The 26,218-nt window shown below is 64.1% G+C and carries 25 protein-coding genes; 16 read left to right on the top strand and 9 right to left on the bottom strand.

The features are described from left to right. Positions 1 to 163: 163 nt before the first annotated feature. The 4 genes from ABNP31_RS06520 (at position 164) to ABNP31_RS06505 (ending at position 5,335) form a co-directional block, all read left to right on the top strand. Complete coding sequence (locus ABNP31_RS06520) at positions 164 to 1,951, top strand: N-acetylglutaminylglutamine amidotransferase (protein WP_085665333.1); 1,788 nt, start codon at positions 164 to 166, stop codon at positions 1,949 to 1,951. 3 nt (positions 1,952 to 1,954) lie between these two features. Then, positions 1,955 to 3,700, top strand: coding sequence for an N-acetylglutaminylglutamine synthetase (ngg, locus tag ABNP31_RS06515; protein ID WP_238067376.1), 1,746 nt, complete (start codon positions 1,955 to 1,957; stop codon positions 3,698 to 3,700). A gap of 129 nt (positions 3,701 to 3,829) precedes the next feature. Further along, on the top strand, positions 3,830 to 5,014 hold the full coding sequence (locus tag ABNP31_RS06510) for an osmoprotectant NAGGN system M42 family peptidase (RefSeq protein WP_025338084.1): 1,185 nt from the start codon (positions 3,830 to 3,832) through the stop codon (positions 5,012 to 5,014). A gap of 93 nt (positions 5,015 to 5,107) precedes the next feature. Continuing rightward, the gene (locus ABNP31_RS06505; RefSeq protein ID WP_003252629.1) at positions 5,108 to 5,335 is read left to right on the top strand and encodes a YheU family protein; all 228 of its coding nucleotides are present in this window, start codon (positions 5,108 to 5,110) and stop codon (positions 5,333 to 5,335) included. A 114-nt stretch (positions 5,336 to 5,449) separates the two neighbouring features. Here the strand turns inward: ABNP31_RS06505 and csrA are convergent, their stop codons facing one another. Both csrA and ABNP31_RS06495 read right to left on the bottom strand, forming a co-directional pair. Then, positions 5,450 to 5,638: a carbon storage regulator CsrA gene (gene csrA / locus ABNP31_RS06500; protein ID WP_085589970.1), complete on the bottom strand. Its 189-nt coding sequence runs from the start codon at positions 5,636 to 5,638 to the stop codon at positions 5,450 to 5,452. Positions 5,639 to 5,758: 120 nt separating this feature from the next. Beyond that, positions 5,759 to 6,568, bottom strand: coding sequence for an SDR family oxidoreductase (locus ABNP31_RS06495; protein WP_085692402.1), 810 nt, complete (start codon positions 6,566 to 6,568; stop codon positions 5,759 to 5,761). Positions 6,569 to 6,880: 312 nt separating this feature from the next. Here ABNP31_RS06495 and ABNP31_RS06490 point away from each other — a divergent pair, with 312 nt between their 5' ends. Then, a complete protein-coding gene (locus ABNP31_RS06490) occupies positions 6,881 to 7,033 on the top strand; it encodes a DUF3309 family protein (RefSeq protein ID WP_013971433.1) in 153 nt (50 codons plus the stop codon). Between the two features lie 56 nt (positions 7,034 to 7,089). Here the strand turns inward: ABNP31_RS06490 and ABNP31_RS06485 are convergent, their stop codons facing one another. From ABNP31_RS06485 to ABNP31_RS06475, 3 genes are all read right to left on the bottom strand, one after another. Next, a complete protein-coding gene (locus ABNP31_RS06485) occupies positions 7,090 to 8,754 on the bottom strand; it encodes a cation acetate symporter (protein ID WP_013971432.1) in 1,665 nt (554 codons plus the stop codon). Further along, positions 8,751 to 9,062, bottom strand: coding sequence for a DUF485 domain-containing protein (locus ABNP31_RS06480; protein WP_003260090.1), 312 nt, complete (start codon positions 9,060 to 9,062; stop codon positions 8,751 to 8,753). Before ABNP31_RS06480 ends, ABNP31_RS06485 begins: the two co-directional genes overlap by 4 nt. A gap of 257 nt (positions 9,063 to 9,319) precedes the next feature. Beyond that, the gene (locus tag ABNP31_RS06475) at positions 9,320 to 10,180 is read right to left on the bottom strand and encodes a glycine betaine ABC transporter substrate-binding protein (RefSeq protein ID WP_085665337.1); all 861 of its coding nucleotides are present in this window, start codon (positions 10,178 to 10,180) and stop codon (positions 9,320 to 9,322) included. A 197-nt stretch (positions 10,181 to 10,377) separates the two neighbouring features. On the opposite strand from ABNP31_RS06475, the gene ABNP31_RS06470 reads away from it, so the two are divergent. Next, a complete protein-coding gene (locus ABNP31_RS06470; protein WP_350013105.1) occupies positions 10,378 to 11,943 on the top strand; it encodes a beta (1-6) glucans synthase in 1,566 nt (521 codons plus the stop codon). A 132-nt stretch (positions 11,944 to 12,075) separates the two neighbouring features. On the opposite strand, the gene ABNP31_RS06465 is transcribed toward ABNP31_RS06470, so the two are convergent. Beyond that, positions 12,076 to 12,438, bottom strand: a complete 363-nt coding sequence (locus ABNP31_RS06465; protein ID WP_238067373.1) for a hypothetical protein — start codon at positions 12,436 to 12,438, stop codon at positions 12,076 to 12,078. A 190-nt stretch (positions 12,439 to 12,628) separates the two neighbouring features. On the opposite strand from ABNP31_RS06465, the gene ABNP31_RS06460 reads away from it, so the two are divergent. Further along, positions 12,629 to 13,927 (top strand): serine/threonine protein kinase, encoded by a 1,299-nt coding sequence (locus ABNP31_RS06460; RefSeq protein ID WP_350013104.1) that lies wholly within the window; start codon positions 12,629 to 12,631, stop codon positions 13,925 to 13,927. Continuing rightward, positions 13,920 to 14,744 (top strand): MlaA family lipoprotein, encoded by an 825-nt coding sequence (locus tag ABNP31_RS06455; RefSeq protein ID WP_080958529.1) that lies wholly within the window; start codon positions 13,920 to 13,922, stop codon positions 14,742 to 14,744. Before ABNP31_RS06460 ends, ABNP31_RS06455 begins: the two co-directional genes overlap by 8 nt. 115 nt (positions 14,745 to 14,859) lie before the next feature. Here ABNP31_RS06455 and ABNP31_RS06450 read toward each other — a convergent pair whose 3' ends face one another. After that, positions 14,860 to 16,008 carry a patatin-like phospholipase family protein gene (locus tag ABNP31_RS06450; protein ID WP_013971426.1) on the bottom strand — a complete coding sequence of 383 codons (1,149 nt, stop codon included), beginning with the start codon at positions 16,006 to 16,008 and terminating at the stop codon, positions 14,860 to 14,862. A 149-nt stretch (positions 16,009 to 16,157) separates the two neighbouring features. Beyond that, on the bottom strand, positions 16,158 to 17,093 hold the full coding sequence (locus ABNP31_RS06445) for a lipid A biosynthesis lauroyl acyltransferase (protein WP_217190912.1): 936 nt from the start codon (positions 17,091 to 17,093) through the stop codon (positions 16,158 to 16,160). A gap of 111 nt (positions 17,094 to 17,204) precedes the next feature. On the opposite strand from ABNP31_RS06445, the gene minC reads away from it, so the two are divergent. The 7 genes from minC to ABNP31_RS06410 all read left to right on the top strand — a co-directional run bounded on the left by minC (position 17,205) and on the right by ABNP31_RS06410 (position 23,920). Next, positions 17,205 to 17,963, top strand: coding sequence for a septum site-determining protein MinC (gene minC / locus ABNP31_RS06440; RefSeq protein ID WP_023660587.1), 759 nt, complete (start codon positions 17,205 to 17,207; stop codon positions 17,961 to 17,963). A 101-nt stretch (positions 17,964 to 18,064) separates the two neighbouring features. Next, positions 18,065 to 18,877, top strand: a complete 813-nt coding sequence (minD, locus tag ABNP31_RS06435; RefSeq protein WP_013971423.1) for a septum site-determining protein MinD — start codon at positions 18,065 to 18,067, stop codon at positions 18,875 to 18,877. 3 nt (positions 18,878 to 18,880) lie between these two features. Continuing rightward, entirely contained in the window at positions 18,881 to 19,135 is a 255-nt protein-coding gene (gene minE / locus ABNP31_RS06430) for a cell division topological specificity factor MinE (RefSeq protein ID WP_025338068.1), read from the top strand. A gap of 160 nt (positions 19,136 to 19,295) precedes the next feature. Further along, on the top strand, positions 19,296 to 19,931 hold the full coding sequence (locus ABNP31_RS06425) for an RluA family pseudouridine synthase (RefSeq protein WP_011532730.1): 636 nt from the start codon (positions 19,296 to 19,298) through the stop codon (positions 19,929 to 19,931). 169 nt (positions 19,932 to 20,100) lie between these two features. Next, complete coding sequence (locus tag ABNP31_RS06420; protein WP_350013103.1) at positions 20,101 to 21,390, top strand: M18 family aminopeptidase; 1,290 nt, start codon at positions 20,101 to 20,103, stop codon at positions 21,388 to 21,390. Positions 21,391 to 21,578: 188 nt separating this feature from the next. Continuing rightward, entirely contained in the window at positions 21,579 to 21,746 is a 168-nt protein-coding gene (locus tag ABNP31_RS06415; protein WP_170929313.1) for a hypothetical protein, read from the top strand. A 44-nt stretch (positions 21,747 to 21,790) separates the two neighbouring features. Beyond that, a complete protein-coding gene (locus tag ABNP31_RS06410) occupies positions 21,791 to 23,920 on the top strand; it encodes a mechanosensitive ion channel family protein (RefSeq protein WP_085665341.1) in 2,130 nt (709 codons plus the stop codon). 100 nt (positions 23,921 to 24,020) lie between these two features. Here ABNP31_RS06410 and phnR read toward each other — a convergent pair whose 3' ends face one another. Further along, entirely contained in the window at positions 24,021 to 24,734 is a 714-nt protein-coding gene (phnR, locus tag ABNP31_RS06405) for a phosphonate utilization transcriptional regulator PhnR (protein ID WP_085665342.1), read from the bottom strand. Between the two features lie 317 nt (positions 24,735 to 25,051). On the opposite strand from phnR, the gene ABNP31_RS06400 reads away from it, so the two are divergent. Next, complete coding sequence (locus tag ABNP31_RS06400) at positions 25,052 to 26,116, top strand: ABC transporter substrate-binding protein (RefSeq protein WP_085665343.1); 1,065 nt, start codon at positions 25,052 to 25,054, stop codon at positions 26,114 to 26,116. Positions 26,117 to 26,218: the final 102 nt, after the last annotated feature.

Genomic DNA, 26,218 nt, shown 5'->3' with positions numbered 1-26,218 from the left:
CTTGTAGGAGCGGCCTTGTGTCGCGAAAGGGGCGCAACGCGCCCCCATAGCTTTGCGCCATATAACAGATCGATCTAAAACTCTCACAAACCACATGGGTCAGTTCCTTAAGGTGCCCTAATCCGGGGCACCCCCTCCCCAACGGAAAAACCGGTAAGGACCTATGTGCGGATTAGCAGGAGAGTTGCGTTTCACCCCCATCGACCAAGCCCCTCGCCCAGCCGACCTGGCTGCGGTAGAGCGCATAACCCACCACCTGGCGCCCCGCGGCCCGGATGCCTGGGGCTTCCATAGCCAAGGCCCGATCGCCCTCGGCCACCGGCGCCTGAAAATCATGGACCTGTCCGACGGCTCTGCCCAGCCGATGGTCGACAACACCCTGGGCCTTTCGCTGGCCTTCAACGGCGCCATCTACAACTTCCCCGAACTGCGCCAGGAGCTGCAGGCCCTGGGCTACAGCTTCTGGTCCGACGGCGACACCGAGGTGCTGCTCAAGGGCTACCACGCCTGGGGCGCGGCTTTGCTGCCCAAGCTCAATGGCATGTTCGCCCTGGCCATCTGGGAGCGCGACAACCAGCGCCTGTTCCTCGCCCGCGACCGCCTGGGCGTCAAACCCTTGTACCTGTCGCGCAACGGCGAGCGCCTGCGCTTCGCCTCGACCCTGCCGGCGCTGCTCAAGGGTGGTGACATCGACCCGATGCTCGACCCGGTGGCACTCAACCACTACCTGAATTTCCACGCCGTGGTACCGGCGCCGCGCACCCTGCTGGCCAACGTGCAAAAGCTGGAACCCGGTACCTGGATGCGCATCGACCGCCATGGCGAAGTGGAACGCCAGACCTGGTGGCAGCTGCACTACGGCGCCAACCCCGATGAACGTGAGCTGGACCTGGAAGGCTGGACCACCCGCGTACTCGACGCCACCCGCGACGCCGTGGCCATTCGCCAACGGGCAGCGGTGGACGTGGGTGTGCTGCTGTCCGGTGGGGTCGATTCCAGCCTGCTGGTCGGCCTGCTGCGCGAAGTGGGCGTGGACGACCTGTCGACCTTCTCCATCGGTTTCGAGGATGCCGGCGGCGAACGCGGCGACGAGTTCCAGTATTCCGACCTGATCGCCAAGCACTACGGCACCCGTCACCACCAGCTGCGCATCGCCGAGCACGAGATCATCGAGCAGTTGCCAGCCGCCTTCCGCGCCATGAGCGAGCCGATGGTCAGCCACGACTGCATCGCCTTTTACCTGCTGTCGCGGGAAGTGGCCCGGCACTGCAAGGGCGTGCAAAGCGGCCAGGGCGCCGACGAGCTGTTCGCCGGCTACCACTGGTACCCGCAGGTGGACGGCGCCGAAGATGCCTTTACCGCCTACCGCGAGGCCTTCTTCGATCGCAGCCACGCCGAGTACCGCGACACCGTGCAGGCACCCTGGCTGCTGGAAACCGACGCAGCCGGCGACTTCGTCCGTGAACACTTCGCCCGCCCCGGCGCCCCCGATGCGGTAGACAAGGCGCTGCGCCTGGACAGCACGGTGATGCTGGTCGACGACCCGGTCAAACGGGTCGACAACATGACCATGGCCTGGGGCCTGGAGGCGCGCACACCGTTCCTCGACTACCGCCTGGTGGAGCTTTCGGCACGCATTCCGGCACGCTTCAAGCTGCCCGACGGCGGCAAGCAGGTGCTCAAGCAGGCGGCGCGGCGGGTGATCCCGCACGAGGTGATCGACCGCAAGAAGGGCTACTTCCCGGTGCCGGGCCTGAAGCATCTGGAAGGCGCCACCCTCGGCTGGGTACGTGAACTGCTGACCGACCCCAGCCAGAACCGCGGGCTGTTCAACCCGGCCATGCTCGACCGCCTGCTGAGCAACCCGCACGGCCAGCTGACGCCGCTACGTGGCTCCAAGCTGTGGCAGCTGGCGGCGCTGAACCTGTGGCTGAGCGAACAAGGAATCTGACCGATGAAAGCCCACGAAATCGCTTACGGTCAGCGCCTGCTGCGCGGCCAGGCGCCGTCCTACGAGCGCCTGCAGGCGCGCCTGGCCGGCGATGGCAGCCAGCCCCACGACCAGCCGCGCGCCGTGCATTGCGGCTGGGGCCGGCTGCTGATCGGCCACACCTACCCCAACCCGGCCGACCTGGCCGCCGACCTGCTGGAAGAACGCCCCGGCGAGCGCGACATCGCCTTGTACGTGGCCGCGCCCCAGCAGCTGCTGGCCCAGGCCCCGCAGCAACTGTTCCTCGACCCGTCCGACACCCTGCGCCTGTGGTTCACCGACTACCGCCCGGCGCAGCGAGTGTTCCGCGGCTTCCGCGTGCGCCGGGCGCAGAACCCGGGCGACTGGCAGGCGATCAACACCCTGTACCAGGCGCGCGGCATGCTGCCGGTCGACGCCGAGCTGCTCACCCCTCTGCACCTGGGCGGCCCGGTGTACTGGCTGGCCGAGGACGAAGACAGTGGCGCGGTGATCGGCAGCGTCATGGGCCTGAACCACGCCAAGGCATTCGACGACCCCGAGCACGGCAGCAGCTTGTGGTGCCTGGCGGTAGACCCGCACTGCACCCGCCCCGGCGTGGGTGAAGTGCTGGTGCGCCACCTGATCGAACACTTCATGAGCCGTGGGCTGGCCTACCTGGACCTGTCGGTGCTGCACGACAACCGCCAGGCCAAGCGCCTGTACCAGAAACTGGGTTTTCGCAACCTGCCGACCTTCGCGGTCAAGCGCAAGAACGGCATCAACGAGCAACTGTTTCTGGGGCCGGGGCCTCAAGCCGACCTCAACCCGTACGCACGTATCATCGTCGACGAGGCGCTGCGCCGGGGCATCGAGGTACAAGTGGACGATGCCGCTGGCGGCCTGTTCACCCTCAGCCTGGGCGGGCGCCGCATTCGCTGCCGTGAGTCGCTCAGCGACCTGACCAGCGCCGTGACCATGACCCTGTGCCAGGACAAGCGCCTGACCCAGCATGCCCTGCACAATGCCGGGCTGCAGGTGCCGGCGCAGCAACTGGCCGGCAATGCCGACGACAACCTGGCGTTTCTCGACGAGCATGGCGCGGTGGTGGTCAAGCCGGTCGATGGCGAGCAAGGCCAGGGCGTGGCGGTGAACCTCACCTGCATCGACGACATCACCCACGCCGTGGCGCAGGCTCGCCAGTTCGACAGCCGCGTGTTGCTGGAAAGCTTCCATGCCGGGCATGACCTGCGCATCGTGGTGATCGGCTACGAAGTGGTCGCCGCAGCCATCCGTCACCCGGCGCAGGTGTTGGGCGATGGCAAACACAGCATCCGCCAGCTGATCGATGCCCAGAGCCGCCGGCGCCAGGCTGCAACCGGTGGCGAAAGCCGCATTCCGCTGGACGACGAAACCGAGCGCACCCTGCGCGCGGCGGGCTTTGGCTACGACGATGTGTTGCCCGCCGGCCAGCGCCTGGCCGTGCGACGCACCGCCAACCTGCACACCGGCGGCACCCTGGAAGACGTTACCGAACGCCTGCACCCGGTGCTGGCCGACGCAGCCGTGCGCGCTGCACGGGCGCTGGAGATCCCGGTAGTGGGGCTGGACTTCATGGTGCGTGATGCCGGGCAACCGGACTACGTGATCATCGAGGCCAACGAGCGTGCCGGGTTGGCCAACCATGAACCGCAACCGACCGCCGAGCGTTTTATCGACCTGCTGTTTCCGCATAGCCGGCCTTTGGCGTAACCGCTGCTGGCCTCTTCGCGGGTAAACCCGCTCCCACAGGGACCCCACAAGTATCGAGGGGTGTGGTGGACCTGTGGGAGCGGGCGTGCCCGCGAAGAGGCCGGCACAGGAGTAAAGGAGTCCCCAACCATGTCCGACCGACATCCCGAACCCGATCTCGACTACCTCAAGCGCGTGCTGCTGGAAATGCTCGCCATCCCCAGCCCCACCGGTTTCACCGACACCATCGTGCGCTATGTGGCCGAGCGCCTGGACGAGCTGGGCATCCCATTCGAGCTGACCCGCCGCGGCACCATCCGCGCCACCCTCAAGGGCCGCCAGACCTCACCTGACCGCGCCGTGTCCGCTCACCTGGACACCATCGGCGCCAGCGTGCGCCAGTTGCAGGACAACGGCCGCCTGGCCCTGGCGCCGGTCGGTTGCTGGTCCAGCCGCTTCGCCGAAGGCAGCCGGGTCAGCGTGTTCACCGACACTGGCGTATACCGGGGCAGCGTGCTGCCGCTGATGGCCAGCGGGCATGCCTTCAACACCGCCATCGACCAGATGCCGATCAGCTGGGAGCACGTTGAGGTGCGCCTGGACGCCTACTGCGCCACCCGCGCCGACTGCGAGGCGCTGGGTGTAAGCATCGGTGATTTCGTTGCCTTCGACCCGCTGCCCGAATTCACCGAAAGCGGCCACATCAGCGCCCGCCACCTGGACGACAAGGCCGGTGTGGCAGCACTACTGGCGGCGCTGAAAGCCGTGGTGGAAAGCGGCCGCCAACCGTTGATCGACTGCCACCCGCTGTTCACCATCACCGAAGAGACCGGCTCGGGAGCGGCTGGCGCCCTGCCCTGGGATGTCAGCGAGTTCGTCGGCATCGACATTGCCCCGGTGGCGCCCGGGCAGGCCTCCAGCGAGCATGCGGTGAGCGTGGCCATGCAGGACTCGTCGGGGCCTTACGACTACCACCTGTCCCGGCACCTGCTGAAGCTGGCCGGCGACCACGACCTGCCGGTGCGGCGCGATCTGTTCCGCTATTACTTCAGCGATGCCCATTCGGCAGTGACGGCGGGGCACGATATTCGTACCGCGCTGGTGGCCTTTGGTTGCGATGCCACCCATGGCTACGAGCGAACACACATCGACAGCCTGGCGGCGTTGAGCCGCTTGTTGTCGGCGTACCTGCTGAGCCCGCCGGTGTTTGCCAGTGATTCGCAGCCGGCCAATGCGTCGTTGGAGCGCTTCAGCCATCAGCTGGAACATGATGCGCAGATGGAAAGCGATACGCGGGTGCCGGCGGTGGATAGCCTGGTTGGCAACAAAGGCTGAGGGCCCTGGGGGCTGCTTTGCAGCCCATCGCGGCCCCAAAATCCCGAATGTTTCGCGTAGCATGCCCCCACCAACACCTAGGCAACGCCCACCATGCTGATCCCCTACGACCAACTGCAAGCCGAAACCCTGACCCGCCTGATCGAGGACTTCGTCACCCGTGACGGTACCGACAACGGCGACGACACCCCGCTGGAAACCCGCGTGCTGCGGGTGCGCCAGGCATTGGCCAAGGGCCAGGCGTTCATCCTGTTCGACCTGGAAAGCCAGCAGTGCCAGTTGCTGGCCAAGCATGATGTGCCCCGCGAGCTGCTCGACTAGCAGGCCTGGCCTCTTCGCTGGCTCGCCCGCTCCCACAGGAATTTCACAAGTCTTGAGAGCGGTGCAGTACCTGTGGGAGCGGGCGTGCCCGCGAAGAGGCCGGTACAGGCAACATCAGATTCCCCGGGCTTTATCTTTCTGCCCTTCCTTGATGCGCTTGTACACCTCGGCCCGATGCACCGGCACCTGCCGTGGTGCATCCACGCCAAAGCGCACCACCCCGTCCCGCGTCTCCACGACCATGATCCGAATGTCATCACCAATCACGATGATCTCTCCCACTTCGCGCCCTATTACCAGCATGCTCCGATCCTCCAGCGAAAGGGAAAACCGGAGCCTGCCTTGACGGCATAGGGCTACTCAATAGTTCTACCGTGTTTCAGAAGCGCCCTACATTTCCAGGTAATTTTCCTTACAGACGAATCATCGCGACTGAGCCTTGGCCCGCATTTTCACCGCCATTTCGGCCATCTCGTCGTACAGCCGCTCAGGGGCCTGGCGCTTCAGTTGCCAGGCCTGGCGCCCGGCCTCATGGGGCAGGATCAGGAACTCGCCAGCGGCAACCTGCCGGTGGATGTACTCGGCGATGTCCGCCGCATTGATCGGCGAGCCTTCCAGCAGCTTGCCAACCTGGGCTTTCATCGCCGGGTTCGGCCCGCGGAACGAGTCCAGCAGGTTGGTCTGGAAGAACGACGGGCACACCACATGCACCGCCACCTCCAATTGGCGTAGCTCGACCAGCAGGCTTTCCGACAGGGCCAGCACGCCGGCCTTGGCCACGTTGTAGTTGCTCATGCCCGGGCCCTGCATCAGCGCGGCCATCGAGGCGATGTTGATGATCCGCCCCTTGCTGCGCTCCAGCAGCGGCAGGAAGGCCTTGCAGCCCTTGACCACTCCCATCAGGTTGACCGCGATCTGCCAGTCCCAGTCCTCCAGCGACAGTTCGGCGAAGAACCCGCCCGAAGCGACGCCGGCGTTGTTGACGATCACGTCGATACCACCGAACTGTTCGGTGCAAGCCTGGGCCAGGGCGGTGAGCTGGCTGTAGTCGCGCACATCGCAACGCTGGACAAAGCCTTCGCCGCCAGCTGCGCGGGCCAGCTCCAGGGTTTCGCGCAGGCCGGCTTCGTTGACATCGGCCAGCGCCAGGCGCCAGCCCTCACGCGCCCAGCGCAGGGCGATCTCGCGACCGAGGCCGGATCCGGCGCCGGTGATCATGATGCGGTTTTGCATGGTGGCTGGCCTTGTTCTGATGGGTTGTGCAACCAGTCTAATCAAGGCCTGGGGGGCAGGCAGGGTTCATCAAGGTAGTGAATGGAGGGGCATGACTGTGTGGTCAGTACCGGCCTCTTCGCGGGTAAACCCGCTCCCACAGGATCATCACAAGCCTGAGGGTTGCTCTGTCCCTGTGGGAGCGGGTTTACCCGCGAAGAGGCCGGCACTGGCAACCATTCAAATGGAATCTTTAACACTCACCACCAGTCCTTATTTACAAGAGGCCAGCAGTCCGAGGCCCTTGACCCTCAACCACGCAAGGACTCCGTCATGACCACGATTCTCATCATCATCCTGATCCTTCTGCTGATTGGTGGCTTACCGGTCTTCCCGCACTCGCGCAGCTGGGGCTATGGCCCGTCCGGCATCATCGGCGTGGTGCTGGTAGTTCTGCTGGTTTTGTTGCTACTAGGCATGATCTAGCGGCGAAAACACAAAAAAACCGCGCCGAAGCGCGGTTTTTTTATTGCCGGAAGGGATCAGTGCGAAACAGCACCCGAAGCGCCCAGGCCAGTCTGCGAACGCACGAACTGCGGGAAGAACAGCGCACGTTCGTCTTCGGCAGCCTTGGACTTGTCGGTGACCGAGAAGAACCAGATACCGACGAAGGCGATCAGCATCGAGAACAGCGCCGGGTACTCGTACGGGTAGATCGGCTTCTCGTGGCCGAGGATCTGCACCCAGATGGTCGGGCCGAGGATCATCAGTGTCACCGCACTCACCAGGCCCAGCCAGCCGCCAATCATGGCACCGCGGGTGGTCAGCTTCTTCCAGTACATCGAGAGCAGCAGTACCGGGAAGTTGCAGCTGGCCGCGATGGAGAACGCCAGGCCGACCATGAAGGCGATGTTCTGCTTCTCGAACAGGATGCCCAGGCCGATCGCCAGTACGCCCAGGGCGACGGTGGTGATCTTAGACACGCGGATCTCGTCCTTGTCGTTGGCCTTGCCCTTGCGCCATACACTGGCGTACAGGTCGTGGGACACCGCCGAGGCACCGGCCAGGGTCAGGCCGGCGACCACCGCCAGGATGGTGGCGAAGGCAACAGCCGAGATGAAGCCGAGGAACACGCTGCCACCCACGGCATTGGCCAGGTGCACCGCTGCCATGTTGTTGCCACCCAGCAGGGCGCCAGCGGCGTCCTTGAAGTCCGGGTTGGTGCTGACCAGCAGGATGGCGCCAAAGCCGATGATGAAGGTGAGGATGTAGAAGTAGCCGATGAAGCCGGTGGCGTACAGCACGCTCTTGCGCGCTTCCTTGGCGTCACTGACGGTGAAGAAGCGCATCAGGATGTGCGGCAGGCCGGCGGTACCGAACATCAGCGCCAGGCCCAGCGAGAACGCCGAGATCGGGTCCTTGACCAGGCCGCCCGGGCTCATGATCGCCTCGCCCTTGGCGTGCACCTTGATCGCTTCGGAGAACAGGGTGTTGAAGTCGAAGCCCACGTGCTTCATCACCATCAGCGCCATGAAGCTGGCACCGGACAGCAGCAACACGGCCTTGATGATCTGTACCCAGGTGGTGGCCAGCATGCCGCCGAACAGGACGTACAGGCACATCAGGATACCCACCAGGATCACCGCCACGTGGTAGTCCAGGCCGAACAGCAGCTCGATCAGCTTGCCGGCACCGACCATCTGCGCGATCAGGTAGAACGCCACCACCACCAGCGAACCGGAGGCCGACAGGGTGCGGATCTCCTTCTGCCCGAGGCGGTACGAGGCCACGTCGGCGAAGGTGTACTTGCCCAGGTTGCGCAGGCGTTCGGCGATCAGGAAGAGGATGATCGGCCAGCCGACCAGGAAGCCGATCGAGTAGATCAGGCCGTCGTAGCCAGAGGTGAACACGAGTGCGGAAATACCCAGGAACGAGGCGGCCGACATGTAGTCGCCGGCAATCGCCAGGCCGTTCTGGAAGCCGGTGATCTTGCCACCGGCGGCGTAGTAGTCCGACGCCGACTTGTTGCGCTTGGAGGCCCAGTAGGTGATGCCGAGGGTGAAGGCGACGAAGGCCACGAACATGGCGATCGCGGAGACGTTCAGCGGTTGCTTCTGCACCTCGCCGGTCAGGGCATCGGCGGCCCACACGGCGGGTGCGAAGGCTCCGCAGGCCAGTACGGCCAGGGCTTTGGCGTGGCGAATCATTGTTGCGCCTCCTTCAGGATGGCCTTGTTCAGCTCATCGAATTCGCCGTTGGCGCGGCGTACGTAGATGGCGGTCAGGACGAATGCCGAGACGATCAGGCCGACGCCCAGGGGAATACCCCAGGTAATCGACGACTCAGGGCTGAGCTTGGTGCCCAGGATCTGAGGACCGTAGGCGATCAGGAGGATGAAGGCGCAGTACAGGCCGAGCATGATCGCCGAGAGAATCCAGGCGAACCGTTCGCGTTTGGTGACCAGCTCCTTGAAGCGGGGGCTGTTTTGTATCGAGAGGTAAATGCTGTCGTTCATTGTTTTTGTCCTAGCAGCACAGATAGGGGTGGAACCCACGACCCTTACTTTATGCGGCTATCGGACGCCAACCAGACGACCTTAGTCTTAGATGCAACGGTGTTTTACCGGTTGCGTAACAAAGTGATGGCCCATTCGCGGCGGTTCGACGCCTCGATGAACCCGCTCCCACAGGGGTATCACCAGCCCGGAAGGCAGTGATATCCCTGTAGGAGCGGGTTCACCCGCGAAGCAGCAAAACTGGCCCTGACGGGTTGTTACTTGCCAGTCCACTCCTTCACGCGCTCAGGGTGCTTGGCCACCCAGTCCTTGGCCGCCGCTTCAGGCTTGGCGCCTTCCTGGATAGCCAGCATCACTTCGCCAATCTCGTCCTTCGACTGCCAGTTGAACTTCTTCAGGAACTCTGCCACTTCCGGGGCCTTGGTGGCCAGTTCCTTGCTGCCGATGCTGTTCACGGTTTCCGAGGCGCCATACACGCCTTTCGGGTCTTCGAGGAACTTCAGTTTCCACTTGGCGAACATCCAGTGCGGTACCCAGCCGGTCACCGCAATCGACTGCTGCTTGGCATAGGCACGGCCCAGTTCCGCAGTCATCGCCGCGCCAGAGCTGGCCTGCAGCTTGTAACCGGTCAGGTCGTAGTCCTTGATGGCCTGGTCGGTCTTGAGCATTACGCCGGAGCCGGCGTCGATGCCGACGATCTTCTGCTTGAAGGTGTCGTCGGTCTTGAGGTCGGCAATGCTCACCGCCTTGACGTACTCAGGGACGATCAGGCCGATCTTGGCGTCCTTGAAGTTCGGGCCGTAGTCGACCACGTTGTCCTTGTTCTTGGCCCAGTACTCGCCATGGGTCACCGGCAACCAGGCCGACAACATGGCATCGAGCTTGCCGGTTGCCACGCCCTGCCACATGATCCCGGTGGCCACGGCCTGCAACTTCACGTCGTAGCCGAGTTTCTGCTTGATCACTTCGGCGGCCACGTTGGTGGTCGCCACGCTGTCAGCCCAACCATCCACGTAACCAATGCTGACTTCTTTGGCCATTGCCTGTGCCGCACTCATGGCCAGTACCATGGCGGTGCCCACACCCAGGAAACGTCGCATTCTTGTAATAGCAGCCATCAAAGCATCCCCTCGTCAGGTCTCGGAATTTGCATCATCGTCCTGCAACAATAGTCGACCTGCTCCAGCTACGACCTGTAGCCGCCCCATATGCGACAGCACTATGCCATTAGCGCCATCGGCCTGCGCCGACCTGCGCGATCCTTGCATGCCAAAGGTTTGGCGCCGGGCTACTATCTACCCTTTTGCGCCTGACGATGGACCGCCCGATGCCCAGTTCTACCCGCCTGCTGCTGCCGTTGTACCTGCTTGCCTGCCTGCTCGCCCTACTCGGGCTCGGAGGCCTCTGGTACGGGCTTGGCAAGCCGGTGCAACTGCCCGACGCGGCCAGCCCGACGCACAAGCTGCAATGCGCCTCGTACACCCCGTTCGACAAGGACCAGTCACCCTACGACCGGCCGTTGCGCCTGCGCCCGGCGCGCATGGATGCCGACCTGGCGTTGCTGGCCGAGCGTTTTCAGTGCATCCGTACCTATTCCCAGACCGGTCTTGAGGCAATCCCGGCGCTGGCACGCAAGCATGGCCTGAAGGTGATGCTGGGTGCCTGGGTCAACGCCCACCCGGCCGACACCGAGAAAGAAATCGAGCTGCTGATCGCCGCCGCCAATGCCAACCCCGACGTGGTCAGCGCGGTGATCGTCGGCAACGAGACGCTGCTGCGCAAGGAAGTGACCGGCGCGCACCTGGCCACGCTGATCGCCCGTGTGAAAAGCCAGGTCAAGGTGCCGGTGACCTACGCCGATGTGTGGGAGTTCTGGTTGCAGCACCCGCAGGTGGCGCCTGCGGTGGACTTCCTGACTATCCACCTGCTGCCTTACTGGGAAGACGACCCGCGTGGCATCGACGAAGCCCTGGCCCACGTTGCCGATGTACGCCGGGTGTTCGGCACACGCTTCGCGCCGAAGGACGTCCTGATCGGCGAAACCGGCTGGCCCAGCGAAGGCCGCCAGCGCGAAACCGCGGAGCCCAGCCGTGTCAACGAGGCGCGCTTCATTCGCGGGTTCGTGGCCATGGCCGAAAGCAACGGCTGGCACTACAACCTGATCGAGGCGTTCGACCAGCCATGGAAGCGCGCCAATGAGGGGGCGGTCGGCGGCTACTGGGGGCTTTACGATGCGGACCGGCAGGACAAAGGCGTACTCGAAGGGCCGGTGAGCAACCTGCCTTACTGGCCGCAGTGGTTGCTGGCCAGTGCCGTATTGATGGTACTGATGCTGATGCTTGCCGGGCGCCCGGCCACCCCGGCGGCGGCCATGCTGCTGCCGTTGCTGGCAGCTTTTGGGGCAGGCTGCCTGGGGCTTTGGGGCGAGCTGATGCGTACCCATGCGCGCTTTGCCGGGGAGTGGCTGTGGGCGGTGCTGCTGGCAGGGCTGAACCTGCTGGTGCTGGCCCATGCCGTGCTGGCCCTGGCGCGGCGCACGGGCTGGCGCGAGCGCCTGTACGCCTGGCTGCAGGCGCGGGCCGGCTGGCTGTTGCTGGCAGCGGGTTTTGCCGCGGCGGTGAGCATGCTGGCGATGGTGTTCGACCCACGCTATCGCAGCTTCCCCAGCGCAGCGTTGGCATTGCCGGCGCTGGTGTTTGCACTGTGGCCGGTGCCGGCGCGGCGGGCGGAGGTGGCGTTGCTGGCGTTCATCGTCGGTGCCGGTGTGGCGCCGCAGTTGTTTGTGGAAGGGTTGGAGAACCAACAGGCCTGGGGGTGGGCAGTGGTCAGTGTGCTGATGACCGCAGCCTTGTGGCGGAGCTTGCGCCTGCGCCCGGCCTGATATCCTTGGGACCGCTTCGCGCTCCATCGCAGGCAAGCCAGCTCCCACAGGAGTTATGCTGCCTATGAATCGGCGCGGTCCCTGTGGGAGCTGGCTTGCCTGCGATGGGCCGCAAAGCGGCCCCTTTCAGCCTTACTCCGGCGACCTGACCAACCGCAACCCCGCCAGCACCAGCGCGAACACGGCAATGCTGGCGGTATACAGCACCAGTGCCGGCACCGCGAACACCAACGCCACCACTGCCAGCCACCAGCCGCCACGCCCTGCAACCAACTGAGCCAGCAGCGCCAGCCCCAGCCCACCCCAGGCCATCACCTGATGATGAATGCCCAGCCCCAGCAACGACCGTACCTCACACTGCCAGTACCCCGCCGGCGCCGTGCACAGTCCCACCCACTGCCCGTCCTCCATCAGCCCGTAGCGCACGCCATAACTGGCAGCAAGCCAAAGCCCCAGAAACAGCACAAGCAGCGCAGCCGGCAGCGAACGAGACATCCAGTTCTCCAATAGCGGAAATCGAAAGCATCCATGATCGCTTATGCCCAGTTGTAAGGCAAAATCACATCCCTGCAGCTATGTTGCAGATAACAAGCACACCAAAGACCACCGCGCCTGGCAACTTTGCCCGCCCCGTTGTGGTCCTAGCCTGCACACTGCTCGACCTTGCGTTCTTTTGGGGGATTACATGCTTCGATCTTTGCGCCTCGCTGCCTTGCTCGGCGGCCTGCTCATGGCTGTGGCCGCTTCGGCGCGGGATATCGACGCCGCAAGCTATGGCTACCCCTTGACCAACCCGTTCGAGGCAACCATCGCCACCACGCCGCCGGACCAGCGCCCCACCCTGCCCGGCGACGACGAAATCAGCCAGTCCGACTACAGCCTCAACCTGCGCCCGGACCGTGAGTTCACCCTGCCCGACAACTTCTGGGCAGTGAAGAAGCTCAAGTACCGCCTGGCCCGCCAGGACCACGAGGCGCCGCTGATCTTCATCATCGCCGGCACCGGTGCGCCCTACACCAGCAGCATCAACGAATACCTGAAAAAGCTGTTCTACCAGGCCGGCTTCCACGTGGTGCAGCTTTCCTCGCCCACCAGCTTTGACTTCATGAGCGCCGCCTCGCGCTTCGCCACCCCAGGCGTCAGCCAGGAGGATGCCGAAGACATGTACCGGGTGATGCAGGCCGTGCGCGCCCAGCACCCGCGCCTGCCGATCAGCGAGTTCTACCTCACCGGCTACAGCCTGGGCGCACTCGACGCTGCCTTTGTCAGCCACCTGGACGAAACCCGCCGCAGCTTCAACTTCAAGCGCGTGCTGCTGCTGAACCCGCCGGTCAATCTGTACACCTCGATCAACAACCTGGACAAGCTGGTGCAGACCCAGGTCAAGGGCATCGACCGCAGCACCACCTTCTACGAGCTGATGCTGGCCAAGCTGACCCGCTACTTCCAGGAAAAGGGCTACATCGACCTCAATGAAGCCCTGCTGTACGACTTCCAGCAGTCGCGCCAGCACCTGTCCAACGAGCAGATGGCCATGCTGATCGGCACCTCGTTCCGCTTCTCGGCGGCCGACATTGCCTTCACCTCCGACCTGATCAACCGCCGCGGCCTGATCATTCCGCCGAAGTTCCCGATCACCGAGGGCAGCAGCCTCACGCCGTTCTTCAAGCGTGCCCTGCAGTGCGACTTCGACTGCTACATGACCGAGCAGGTCATCCCCATGTGGCGCGCCCGCACCGACGGCAACAGCATCCTGCAACTGGTCAACCAGGTCAGCCTGTATGCGCTGGAAGACTACCTGAGCAGCAGCGACAAGATCGCCGTGATGCACAACGCCGACGACGTCATCCTCGGCCCTGGCGACATCGGCTTCCTGCGCAAGGTGTTCGGTGAGCGCCTGACCCTTTACCCCCATGGCGGCCATTGCGGCAACCTAAATTACCGCGTCAACAGTGACGCCATGCTGGAGTTCTTCCGTGGTTAACAAACTCCTCTTCGCCACTGCCCTGTTCGCCGCCGGCCAGGCCCTGGCAGCCGAAACCGCCCCCCGGGCCAGCGTGATCGAGGCCGACCCGCAAGTCACCGAAGCACCACTGGCGCCCGAGGCCGATGGTTTCGTCGACCCGCTGCGCGAGCTGAAATTCAACCCGGGGCTGGACCAGCGCGAGTTCGAGCGCTCCACCCTGCAAGCGCTGAACGTGTACGACCCGCTGGAGTCGATCAACCGGCGCGTCTATCACTTCAACTACCGCCTGGACCAATGGGTGCTGCTGCCGATGGTAAGCGGCTACCAGTACGTCACCCCACGCTTCGTGCGCACCGGGGTGACCAACTTCTTCAACAACCTGGGCGACGTGCCGAACCTGTTCAACAGCGTGTTGCAGTTGAAGGCCAAGCGCTCGGCGGAGATCACCGCGCGGCTGATGTTCAACACCATCATCGGCGTGGGTGGGCTGTGGGACCCGGCGACCAAGATGGGCCTGCCGCGACAAAGTGAAGACTTTGGCCAGACCTTGGGCTTCTATGGCGTACCGGACGGGCCGTACCTGATGCTGCCGGTGCTGGGGCCGTCGAACCTGCGCGATACCACCGGGCTGGTGGTGGACTATGCAGGCGAACAGGCGATCAACTACCTGAACGTGGCCGAAGCCAGCAGCGACCACCCGGAAATCTCCGTGCTGCGCGTGGTGGACAAGCGCTACAGCACCAAATTCCGCTATGGCCAGCTCAACTCGCCGTTCGAGTACGAGAAGGTGCGGTATGTGTATACCCAGGCGCGCAAGTTGCAGATAGCCGAGTAGGCAGGCCAGGCCTCTTCGCGGGTAAACCCGCTCCCACAGGGATCGCACAATACCTGAGGGTGGTGCAGTCCCTGTGGGAGCGGGTTTACCCGCGAAGAGGCCGGCACAAGCAACATCAAATCCCCAGGAACTGGCAAAGCTCCCGCTTCTTGGCCAAGGCATCCTTTCGCCCCAGCTCTATCAGCTCGCTGCAGTAACTGGCCTCGAACAGCAAATAGCTCAACACCCCCGCCCCGCTGGTACGTGTCGCCCCCGGCCCACGCAGGAACATGCGCAAGGCCGCCGGCAACTCGCGCCGATGCCGCGCGGCAATTTCGTCCAGCGGCTGACTGGGCGCCACCACCAGCACGTCGATTGGCGCCAGGCCCAGGCGCCGGGCGTCAAGGTGCGCCGGCAACAGGTGGCTCAGGTGGTTGAGGCGCTGCAGCAGCTCGATGTCGTCTTCCAGGCTGTCAATGAACGTGCTGTTGAGCATGTGCCCGCCGATCTGCGCCAGGCTCGGCTGCTGGCCGCTGAACACCCGCTGGGTCGGCAATGGTGGCGCCGGCCGCTGCGGGTTGCCGCTGACCCCGACTACCAGTACCCGGCTGGCGCCCAGGTGCAGGGCCGGGCTGATCGGTGCCGACTGGCGTACCGCGCCATCACCGAAATATTCGTCGCCCAGCCGCACCGGGGCGAACAGTAGCGGGATGGCCGCGCTGGCCAGCAGGTGGTCGATGGTCAACGGCGTGGGCATGCCGATGCGGCGGTGGCGCAACCAGGCTTCGATGGTGCCGCGGCCCTGGTAGAAGGTCACCGCCTGGCCGGACTCGTAGCCAAAGGCGGTCACCGCGACGGCGCGCAGTTGCTCGGCGGCCAGGGAGTGGGCGATACCGTCCAGGTTCAGGTGCGCCTGCAGCAACCCACGCAATGGGCTGCTGTCCAGTAGCGCCACTGGCGCCGGGCCGCCCACGCCCAGCAGGTTGTGGGCGACGAAGCGGCTGGCCTGGCGGACCACACCGGGCCAGTCGCTGCGGATGACCAGGTGGCTGCGGAAGTTCTGCCAGAAGGCGGTGAGCCGTTGTACAGCGTCGCTGAAATGGGTGGCGCCGCTGGCCAGGGTGACGGCGTTGATGGCGCCGGCGGAGGTGCCGACGATGACCGGGAACGGGTTGTGCGCGCCAGCGGGCAGCAGTTCGGCGATGCCGGCCAGCACGCCGACCTGGTAGGCAGCGCGGGCGCCGCCGCCAGAAAGGATAAGACCGGTTACCGGGGGTGGGGCCATAGGAGTCCTTCCTGGGGTTGGTGTGCTGTCAGTGCCGGCCCTTTCGCGGGTAAACCCGCTCCCACAGGTATTGCACAGCCTTCAAGGCCTGTGGAGAACCTGTGGGAGCGGGTTCACCCGCGAATAGGCCGGCACAGGCAAAAGAAAATTCAGCGCTTCTTCTTGTCATACAGCCGCGGCTCCCCTTCGGGCCGCGACTTGAACCGGCGGTGCGCCCACAGGTACTGCTCGGGGCATTCGCGCAACACGCTTTCCACCCACTGGTTGATGCGCAGGCAGTCAGCCTCTTCGCTCTCCCCGGGGAAATCCGCCAGCGGCGGGTGGATCACCAGGCGATAGCCGCTGCCATCCTCCAGGCGCTTCTGGGTGAACGGAATCACCTGCGCCTTGCCCAACCGGGCAAACTTGGTGGTGGCGGTCACCGTCGCCGCCGGGATGCCGAACAGTGGCACGAACAGGCTCTGCTTGGCGCCGTAGTCCTGATCCGGTGCGTACCAGATCGCCCGGCCCGAACGCAGCAGTTTGAGCATGCCGCGCACGTCCTCGCGCTCCACCGCCAGCGAGTCGAGGTTATGCCGCTCGCGGCCGCTGCGCTGGATGAAGTCGAACAGCGGGTTGCCGTGCTCGCGGTACATGCCATCGATGGTGTGATGCTGGCCCAGCAGTGCGGCGCCGATCTCCAGGGTGGTGAAGTGCACCGCCATCAGAATGGCCCCCTGCCCCGCCTGCTGGGCGGCCTGCAGGTGCTCCAGCCCCTCGACATGGGCCAGGCGCGCCAACCGGGCCTTGGGCCACCACCAGCTCATGGCCATTTCGAAGAAGGCGATACCGGTGGAGGCGAAGTTGGCCTTGAGCAGGCGCTGCCGTTCGTCGACCGACAGCTCCGGGAAGCACAGCTCCAGGTTGCGCGCGGCAATGCGCCGCCGCTCACCGGCAAAGCGGTACATCACCGCTCCCAGCACGGCACCGACTTTCAACAGTACCCGGTACGGCAACTGGACCACCAGCCACAGCAGGCCCAGGCCCAGCCACAGACCCCAGAAACGTGGGTGAAGGAAATAGGGACGAAAACGCGGGCGTTCCATTGAAGCTTCCGGAAAGACAAAGGCCGCGCATTCTACAACGGATCAGCGCATGTTGCGGGCAACCGGTCTTATCGTTATAAGTCAGGGCACTTTTTTCGCAACAAGCCGTCTATGCAGACCATGAGCCCAAACCACACACCCGACACCGCCTCCGTGTTCCAGCTCAAGGGCAGCATGCTCGCCATTACAGTGCTGGAGCTGGCGCGCAATGACCTTGAAGCCCTCGACCGCCAACTGGCGGCCAAAGTCGCCCAGGCACCGAACTTCTTCAGCAACACGCCGCTGGTGCTGGCGCTGGACAAGCTGCCGGCCGACGAGGGGGCAATCGACCTGCCCGGCTTGATGCGGATCTGCCGCCACCACGGCCTGCGTACCCTGGCCATCCGTGCCAACCGCATCGAGGACATCGCCGCCGCCATTGCCATCGACCTGCCGGTGCTGCCGCCATCCGGCGCCCGCGAACGGCCGCTGGAGCCCGAACCCGAGGTGAAGAAGCCAGAGCCAGCCCCTGTCCCGCCACCAATCCTCGAACCCGAGGTGCGCCCGACCCGCATCATCACTGCGCCAGTACGTGGCGGCCAGCAGATCTACGCCCAGGGCGGCGACCTGGTGGTGACCGCTTCGGTCAGCCCGGGGGCGGAACTTCTGGCCGATGGCAACATCCATGTGTACGGCGCCATGCGCGGCCGCGCCCTGGCCGGCATCAAAGGCAATACCAAGGCACGTATCTTCTGTCAGCAGATGACCGCCGAAATGGTCTCCATCGCCGGCCAGTACAAGGTCTGCGAGGACCTGCGCCGCGACCCGCTGTGGGGCACAGGCGTGCAAGTCAGCCTGTCTGGCGACGTGTTGAACATCACCCGTCTTTAACGGATACTTGCCAGCATTTTTAGTGCAACTTTTCTTACCGTTGCCATTTATTTGTATTTTTGCAGGGACGTGTGTCCCGATTATTTTAGGGGTGAAACACCTTGGCCAAGATTATCGTGGTTACTTCCGGCAAGGGGGGTGTGGGCAAGACCACCACCAGCGCCGCCATTGGTACCGGCCTCGCACTGCGTGGCCACAAGACCGTCATCGTCGACTTCGACGTGGGCCTGCGTAACCTCGACCTGATCATGGGCTGCGAACGCCGCGTGGTGTACGACTTCGTCAACGTGGTCAACGGCGAAGCCAACCTGCAACAGGCCCTGATCAAGGACAAGCGCCTCGAGAACCTGTACGTGCTGGCCGCCAGCCAGACCCGTGACAAGGACGCGCTGACCCAGGAAGGCGTGGAAAAGGTCCTGATGGAGCTGAAGAAAGACTTCGACTTCGTCATCTGCGACTCGCCGGCCGGTATCGAGAAAGGCGCACACCTGGCCATGTACTTTGCCGACGAAGCCGTCGTGGTCACCAACCCCGAGGTGTCCTCGGTACGTGACTCCGACCGCATGCTGGGCATCCTGTCGAGCAAGTCGCGCCGCTCCGAGAACGGCGAAGAGCCGATCAAGGAACACCTGCTGATCACCCGCTACCACCCGGAGCGCGTGGAAAAGGGCGAAATGCTGAGCATTGCCGACGTCGAAGAGATCCTGGCGATCAAGCTCAAGGGTGTGATCCCCGAGAGCCAGGCAGTGCTCAAGGCTTCCAACCAGGGTATCCCGGTCATCCTCGACGACCAGAGCGATGCCGGCCAGGCCTATAGCGATACCGTCGACCGTCTGCTGGGCAAAGAAAAGCCCCTGCGGTTCATCGAAGTGCCGAAGCAAGGATTCTTCGCGCGCCTGTTTGGAGGCAAGTAAACCATGAACCTTTTTGACTTCTTTCGTGGCAGACAGAAAACTACCAGCGCGTCGGTAGCGAAAGAGCGTCTACAGATCATCGTGGCGCACGAGCGCGGCCAACGCAGCGAACCGGACTACCTGCCAGCGCTGCAGAAAGAACTGCTGGAAGTGATCCGCAAATATGTGAACATCGGCAACGATGATGTGCATATCGAGCTGGAAAACCAGGGTAGCTGCTCGATTCTGGAACTGAACATCACCTTGCCGGATCGCTGATTTCGCGACCAGGCTTTGAGCATTGGGGCTGCTTTGCAGCCCATCGCGACACAAGGCCGCTCCTACAGGGGAATTGCATAACCCTTGTAGGAGCGGCCTTGTGTCGCGATGGGCCGCAAAGCGGCCCCAGTGTTTTCCCCGATATAACCGAGACCAAGCAATGCCGCTGTCCAACATCCAGATCCTGCACGAAGACGCCGCCATCCTGGTGATCAACAAACCGACCCTGCTGCTGTCGGTACCCGGCCGCGCCGAGGACAACAAGGACTGCCTGATCACTCGCCTGCAGGAAAACGGCTACCCCGACGCGCTGATCGTGCACCGCCTGGACTGGGAAACTTCCGGCATCATCCTGCTGGCCCGGGATGCCGACAGCCACCGTGAGCTGTCGCGCCAGTTCCACGACCGCGAAACCGAAAAGGCCTACACCGCGCTGTGCTGGGGCCAGCCGGCGCTGGACAGCGGCAGCATCGACCTGCCGTTGCGCTATGACCCGCCGACCAAGCCACGGCATGTGGTGGACCACGAACAGGGCAAGCATGCGCTGACCTTCTGGCGCATCGTCGAGCGCTGCGGTGATTACTGCCGGGTAGAGCTGACACCGATTACCGGGCGTTCGCACCAGTTGCGCGTGCACATGCTGTCGATCGGGCACCCGCTGCTGGGCGACCGGCTGTATGCCAACCCCGAGGCACTGGCTGCCCACGAGCGGCTGTGCCTGCATGCCTCGATGCTGAGCTTTACCCACCCGGTGTCCGGGGAGCGGTTGAAGTTCGAGTGCCCTGCGCCCTTCTGATTGTGTACAGCCTGTACTGGCCTCTTCGCGGCTAAAGCCGCTCCCACAGGGACCGCACCACTTTCGACGGTTGTGCAGTACCTGTGGGAGCGGCTTCAGCCGCGAAGAGGCAGACACAATTTGTCGACCTAATACGCTAAACTCGCGCCACTGCTGTCTGGAGTGAGCTATGCGCGACGTACTGAATTCTGGCCTTATCGACTTCCTCAAGGCCTCCCCCACGCCCTTCCACGCCACCGCCAGCCTGGCCCAGCGCCTGGAAGCTGCCGGCTACCAGCGCCTGGACGAGCGCGACAGCTGGGCCACAGTGCCTGGCGGCCGCTACTACGTCACCCGTAACGACTCGTCGATCATCGCCATCAAGCTGGGCAAGCAGGCACCGTTGCTGAACGGTATCCGCATGGTCGGCGCCCACACCGACAGCCCGTGCCTGCGGGTCAAGCCGCAGCCCGAGCTGCAGCGCCAGGGCTTCCTGCAACTGGGCGTCGAAGTGTATGGCGGCGCCCTGCTGGCGCCATGGTTCGACCGCGACCTGTCGCTGGCCGGCCGGGTCACCTACCGCCGTGACGGCAAGGTCGAAAGCCAGCTGATCGACTTCAAGCTGCCGATCGCGGTCATCCCCAACCTGGCAATCCATCTCAACCGCACCGCCAACGAAGGCTGGGCGATCAACCCGCAGAACGAGCTGCCGCCGATCCTGGCCCAGGTGGCGGGTGACGAACGCATCGACTTCCGCGCCCTGCTCACCGAGCAACTGGCTCGCGAGCACGAACTGATCGCCGATGTGGTGCTGGATTACGAGCTGAGCTTCTACGACACCCAGGACGCCGCGCTGGTCGGCCTGAACGGCGACTTCATCGCCGGTGCGCGCCTGGACAACCTGTTGTCGTGCTACGCCGGCCTGCAGGCCCTGCTGGCCGGCGACAGCGACGAAACCTGCGTACTGGTGTGCAACGACCATGAAGAAGTCGGCAGCTGCTCGGCCTGTGGCGCCGACGGGCCGATGCTGGAGCAGACCCTGCAGCGCCTGCTGCCGGATGGCGACGCCTACGTGCGCACCATCCAGCGCTCGCTGATGGTGTCGGCCGACAACGCCCACGGCGTGCACCCCAACTACGCCGACAAGCACGACGGCAACCATGGGCCCAAGCTCAACGCCGGGCCGGTAATCAAGGTGAACAACAACCAGCGCTACGCTACCAACAGCGAAACCGCCGGGTTCTTCCGCCACCTGTGCATGGCCGAGGAAGTGCCGGTGCAGAGCTTCGTGGTACGCAGCGACATGGGCTGTGGTTCGACCATCGGGCCGATTGCCGCCAGCCACCTGGGCGCGCGTACGGTGGATATCGGCTTGCCGACCTTTGCCATGCATTCGATTCGCGAGCTGTGCGGCAGCCATGACCTGGCGCACCTGGTGAAGGTGCTGAGTGCCTTCTACCGTTGCCGCGAGTTGCCCTGATGCCTTGATGCAAGCAGGCCTGGCCTCTTCGCGGGTGAACCCGCTCCCACAGGTACCGCACAGTTCCTGTGGGAGCGGGTTCACCCGCGAAGAGGCCAGGCCTGCTTGCACCTGCTCAAGGTCAATCCCGCTTCGCCCGCTACCCGCTATGCTTGTTACATGGCCCCACTGCAAAAGGATTGCTGTCCATGTCCCCGTTCCTGTCCCTGTTCGTGCCGGTATTTCTGTTCCTGATGCTGCTGACCATCGGTTTCAGCCTGCGCGAGCGCAACATCGGCGTGCTGATGATGTGGATCGGCACCCTGGGCATCTTCGGCCTCACCTGCTGGAAGATCCTCGAGAAACTGCCGTCATAAACCTCTACACTCGGCCAATCGTTTGACCTGAGGTAGTTTTGCCAGTGCCTGCCCTCCTGCGTTGCCTGTTCCTGCTGCTGTTCCTGTTTGTCACCCCGTTACAGGCTGCGGGCCTGCCAGGCCTGCTGGGTGGCAGCGCGCCCGCGCAGCCAGAAGCCAGCGAACCGCTGGGCAAGTCGCTGGACGAGGTGATCAAGAACCTGGAAAACGACCAGCAGCGGGCCAAACTCCTGGCCGACCTGAAAAAGCTGCGCGACGCCACCAGGCAATCGCAACCCACCGTCGAACAAGGCGTGCTCGGCCTGATCGGCGGCGCCCTGCATGACTTCGAAAAGCAGTTCAGCGGCGATGCCAGCCCGTTCCATCGCTGGGCCGCGGAAATCGAACAGGCCCAGGCCGAACTGACCGAGTTGATGGTGCCGGTGCACCAGTGGCCGGCCATTCTGTTTGGCTTTGCCGCCGTCATCGCCGTCTGGAGCGTGCTGGCCTACGCCTTCAACTGGGTCGGGCATCGGGTACGCCTGCGTTTTGGCCTGAGCGAGGAACTGCCGCAGCACCCGCGCACCTGGGACCTGGTGCGCTTTGCCCTGCGCAAGCTGGGCCCATGGCTGGTGGCGCTGGTGTTCACCGTGTACCTGAGCTTCGTGCTGCCGCCGTCGCTGGGCAAGTCGCTGGCCATGGTGCTGGCCTACGCACTGGTGGTCGGCACCTGTTTCTCGGCCATCTGCGTGATTGCCTTCTCGCTGCTCGACGGCCCCCACCGCCACCGCGCCCTTTACATCCTGCGCCACCAGGCCTTCCGCCCGCTGTGGCTGATCGGCAGTTTCGCCGCGTTTGGCGAAGCGATGAGCGACCCGCGCCTGATGGTCGCCCTCGGCACCCACCTGGCCCACGCCCTGGCCACCCTGGCCAACGTGATCGCGGCGCTGTGCACCGGGCTGTTCATTCTGCGCTTCCGCCGCCCGATCGCCCACCTGATCCGCAACCAGCCACTGTCACGGCGCCTGACCCGACGCACCCTCAGCGACACCATCGAGATCCTCGGCAGCTTCTGGTTCGTGCCAGCACTGATCCTGGTGGCGATTTCGCTGTTCGCTACCTTCATCTCGGCCGGCGACACCAGCACCGCCCTGCGCCAGTCGCTGATGTGCACGGTGCTGGTGGTGGTGTGCATGGTGCTCAACGGCCTGGTGCGCCGCCACGCAGCCAACCCCAAGCGCGCCAACAAGCGCCAGGCGGTGTACGCCGAGCGCCTGCGCAACTTCGGTTACCTGCTGGTGCACCTGTTCATCTGGCTGGTGTTCATCGAGTTGGGGCTGCGCGTGTGGGGCCTGTCGATGATCAGCTTCGCCGAGGGCGACGGCCACGACATAAGCGTGCGCCTGCTGGGCCTGGCCGGCACGCTGATCGTCGCCTGGCTGGTGTGGATCCTTGCCGACACCGCCGTGCACCACGCCCTGGTGCGCTCGCGCCGAGGCCTGGCCAACGCCCGCGCGCAAACCATGATGCCGTTGATCCGCAACGTGATGTTCGTGGTCATCTTCATCATCGCGGTGATCGTCGCCCTGGCCAACATGGGCATGAACGTCACCCCGCTGCTGGCGGGTGCCGGTGTGATCGGTCTGGCCATCGGCTTTGGTGCGCAGTCGTTGGTCGCCGACCTGATCACCGGGCTGTTCATCATCATCGAGGACTCGCTGGCCATCGACGACTACGTCGATGTGGGTGGCCACCTGGGCACGGTGGAGGGGCTGACCATCCGTACCGTGCGCCTGCGTGACATCGACGGCATCGTGCATACCATCCCGTTCAGCGAGATCAAGAGCATCAAGAACTACTCGCGCGAGTTCGGCTACGCGATCTTCCGCGTGGCGATCCCGCACAGCATGAACATCGACCAGGCGATCACGCTGATTCGCGAAGTGGGGCAGAAGCTGCGCAACGACCCGCTGATGCGCCGCAACATCTGGTCGCCGCTGGAGCTGCAGGGGGTGGAGAGCTTCGAGTCGGGGTCGGCGATCTTGCGGGCGCGGTTCAAGACTGCGCCGATCAAGCAGTGGGAAGTGTCGCGGGCGTTCAACCTGGCGTTGAAGCGGCAGCTGGATGAGGCCGGGCTGGATTTGGCAACGCCAAGGTTGTCAGTGCAGGTAGTGACTGCCGGTTCTTCCAGTTAGGGCCTCTTCGCGGGTGAACCCGCTCCCACAAGTACTGTGCAAAGGCTGAAACCTGTGCGGTCCCTGTGGGAGCGGGTTTACCCGCGAAGAAGCCAACTTTTCATCCAGCCTGGGCGCGGATGCGGATGGCATCATGCCGCCAATACTCCAGGTCACAGTCGATCAGGTGCCCATGCTGGTCACTGTTGACCCGGGTGATATGCAACCCTGGGCTTCCCGCCGACACCTTCAAGGCACTGGCCGCCTCCACCGGCAACGCCGTCGGCAAGATCTCGAAGCACACCTGCCCATACTGGATGCCATACACCCGCCCATAAATCTCGGTCAGCGACTGGGCCAGGTCCTGTTCGAGAATCTCCGGGAAGTACCGGGGGTTGAGGTAGTGCTCGGCATACAGCACCGCCCGCCCATCGATCCGCCGTAACCGGCAGATACGCACCACACTGGACAACGCCGGCAGCTGCAAGCGCGCACAGATGGCCGCCGAGGCCGGCTGCAGCCGCGCCGACAACAGTTTGGTACTGGGCACCCGCCCCTGGTCGCGGACCATGGCATGGAAGTGGCTGCGCTCGATCAGGTCGTAGGTCAGCCGTTCGGGCGCGACGAACCAGCCGCGACGCTCTTCGCGGTAGATCAGCCCCTGGGCTTCGAGCTGCACCAGCGCCTCACGCAGGGTAATGCGCGTGGTATCGAACACCTCGCTGAGCTTGCGCTCGGCCGGCAGCTTGCCGCCCGGCGCCAGCAGGCCGTGCTCGATCTGCTCCTGCAGAGCGTGACAGATGGCTGTTACCGCACGCGGTGGCATCGACTGCATCAAAGGTTACCTATCTGGACTAGTCCAGCCCCAGAACAGGGCACTTGGAGAATAGTGCAAGCCTAGGCAGGGCTGATGACCATCCTGTGACAAAGGCTTTGGCCAGACACTGCCAGAAACGCGCCAACCCAGCAGAACCGGGGCGGCTGCGTGGTCTACGCTGTAGCTTCAGGGCCTTCACCGGCCCTTCCCTACATCAAACTGTCACGCAAGCAGCCTACCTTGGCTCAAGGTTTGCTGACCTAGACCAACGGTCACCAGACAACGGCTTCACTCATAACAACCATCGCTAAAGGCACCCACCCAAGGAGCTTCGGATGAAAAAGTTGTTCATGGCGTCACTGCTCGGTTCGGCCATCGCCCTGTGTACCACGGCCATGGCCGCCGATACCGACCTCAAGGCCCTGGAAGACGCCGCCCGCAAGGAGGGCAACGTCAACAGCGTGGGCATGCCCGATGCCTGGGCCAACTGGAAAGGCACCTGGGAAGATCTGGCCAGCAAGTACGGCCTCAAGCACAGCGACACCGACATGAGCTCGGCCCAGGAAATCGCCAAGTTCGAAGCCGAGAAGGACAACGCCAGCGCCGACATCGGCGACGTGGGTGCCGCCTTCGGCCCGATCGCCGTGAGCAAGGGCGTGAGCCAGGCGTACAAGCCGAGCACCTGGGACCAGGTGCCGACCTGGGCCAAGGACAAGGACGGCCACTGGGCGCTGGCCTATACCGGCACCATCGCCTTCATCATCAACAAGGACCTGGTAAAGGAAGGCGAGCGACCAACCTCTTGGCATGACCTGGAAAAAGGCAAGTACAAGGTCGCCATCGGTGATGTCGGCACCGCTGCCCAGGCCGCCAACGGCGTGCTGGCTGCGGCGATCGCCTACAAGGGTGACGAGACCAACCTGGCACCGGGCCTGCAGCTGTTCACCAAGCTGGCCCAGCAGAAGCGCCTGTCGCTGGCCAACCCGACCATCCAGACCCTGGAAAAGGGCGAGGTGGAAGTGGGCGTGGTGTGGGACTTCAACGGCCTGAGCTACCGTGAACAGATCGACCCCAAGCGTTTCGAAGTGCTGATCCCGTCGGATGGCTCGGTGATCTCCGGCTATACCACCATCATCAACAAGTACGCCAAGCACCCGAATGCGGCCAAGCTGACACGTGAATACATCTTCAGCGATGCCGGGCAGATCAACCTGGCCAAAGGGCATGCGCGGCCGATCCGTGCCGAGCACCTGAAGCTGCCGGACGATGTGCAGGCCAAGTTGCTGCCCAACGAACAGTACAAGGCCGCGCAGCCGATCAAGAATGCCGAGGCCTGGGAAGCGAGCTCGAAGAAACTGCCGCAGATGTGGCAGGAGCAGGTGATCATCGAGATGGAGTAAGGGGCTAGTTTCTCTAGCGCCTGGACGGGCCCTTTCGCGGGTAAACCCGCTCCCACAGGTACAGCGCACACCTCAAGGCCGGCGCATGACCCTGTAGGAGCG

This window comes from Pseudomonas asiatica, assembly GCF_040214835.1.
GTDB lineage: Bacteria > Pseudomonadota > Gammaproteobacteria > Pseudomonadales > Pseudomonadaceae > Aquipseudomonas > Aquipseudomonas putida_Z.
The sequence above is the reverse complement of the archived record's forward strand: the minus strand, read 5'-3'. Positions and strand labels throughout refer to the sequence as shown.

Bases quoted from the DNA above. Each gene is read 5' to 3' on its own strand.
- ABNP31_RS06460 (WP_350013104.1), top strand. From the start codon at position 12,629: ATGCTTCGATCTTTGCGCCTCGCTGCCTTGCTCGGCGGCCTGCTCATG.
- ABNP31_RS06480 (WP_003260090.1), bottom strand. From the start codon at position 9,062: ATGAACGACAGCATTTACCTCTCGATACAAAACAGCCCCCGCTTCAAG.
- csrA (WP_085589970.1), bottom strand. From the start codon at position 5,638: ATGCTGGTAATAGGGCGCGAAGTGGGAGAGATCATCGTGATTGGTGAT.
- ABNP31_RS06400 (WP_085665343.1), top strand. From the start codon at position 25,052: ATGAAAAAGTTGTTCATGGCGTCACTGCTCGGTTCGGCCATCGCCCTG.
- ABNP31_RS06420 (WP_350013103.1), top strand. From the start codon at position 20,101: ATGCGCGACGTACTGAATTCTGGCCTTATCGACTTCCTCAAGGCCTCC.
- ABNP31_RS06470 (WP_350013105.1), top strand. From the start codon at position 10,378: ATGGACCGCCCGATGCCCAGTTCTACCCGCCTGCTGCTGCCGTTGTAC.
- ABNP31_RS06465 (WP_238067373.1), bottom strand. From the start codon at position 12,438: ATGTCTCGTTCGCTGCCGGCTGCGCTGCTTGTGCTGTTTCTGGGGCTT.
- ABNP31_RS06485 (WP_013971432.1), bottom strand. From the start codon at position 8,754: ATGATTCGCCACGCCAAAGCCCTGGCCGTACTGGCCTGCGGAGCCTTC.
- ABNP31_RS06490 (WP_013971433.1), top strand. From the start codon at position 6,881: ATGACCACGATTCTCATCATCATCCTGATCCTTCTGCTGATTGGTGGC.
- ABNP31_RS06510 (WP_025338084.1), top strand. From the start codon at position 3,830: ATGTCCGACCGACATCCCGAACCCGATCTCGACTACCTCAAGCGCGTG.
- phnR (WP_085665342.1), bottom strand. From the start codon at position 24,734: ATGCAGTCGATGCCACCGCGTGCGGTAACAGCCATCTGTCACGCTCTG.
- ABNP31_RS06495 (WP_085692402.1), bottom strand. From the start codon at position 6,568: ATGCAAAACCGCATCATGATCACCGGCGCCGGATCCGGCCTCGGTCGC.
- ABNP31_RS06425 (WP_011532730.1), top strand. From the start codon at position 19,296: ATGCCGCTGTCCAACATCCAGATCCTGCACGAAGACGCCGCCATCCTG.
- minC (WP_023660587.1), top strand. From the start codon at position 17,205: ATGCAGACCATGAGCCCAAACCACACACCCGACACCGCCTCCGTGTTC.
- ABNP31_RS06475 (WP_085665337.1), bottom strand. From the start codon at position 10,180: ATGGCTGCTATTACAAGAATGCGACGTTTCCTGGGTGTGGGCACCGCC.
- ABNP31_RS06520 (WP_085665333.1), top strand. From the start codon at position 164: ATGTGCGGATTAGCAGGAGAGTTGCGTTTCACCCCCATCGACCAAGCC.
- ngg (WP_238067376.1), top strand. From the start codon at position 1,955: ATGAAAGCCCACGAAATCGCTTACGGTCAGCGCCTGCTGCGCGGCCAG.
- ABNP31_RS06415 (WP_170929313.1), top strand. From the start codon at position 21,579: ATGTCCCCGTTCCTGTCCCTGTTCGTGCCGGTATTTCTGTTCCTGATG.
- minE (WP_025338068.1), top strand. From the start codon at position 18,881: ATGAACCTTTTTGACTTCTTTCGTGGCAGACAGAAAACTACCAGCGCG.
- ABNP31_RS06450 (WP_013971426.1), bottom strand. From the start codon at position 16,008: ATGGCCCCACCCCCGGTAACCGGTCTTATCCTTTCTGGCGGCGGCGCC.
- ABNP31_RS06505 (WP_003252629.1), top strand. From the start codon at position 5,108: ATGCTGATCCCCTACGACCAACTGCAAGCCGAAACCCTGACCCGCCTG.
- ABNP31_RS06445 (WP_217190912.1), bottom strand. From the start codon at position 17,093: ATGGAACGCCCGCGTTTTCGTCCCTATTTCCTTCACCCACGTTTCTGG.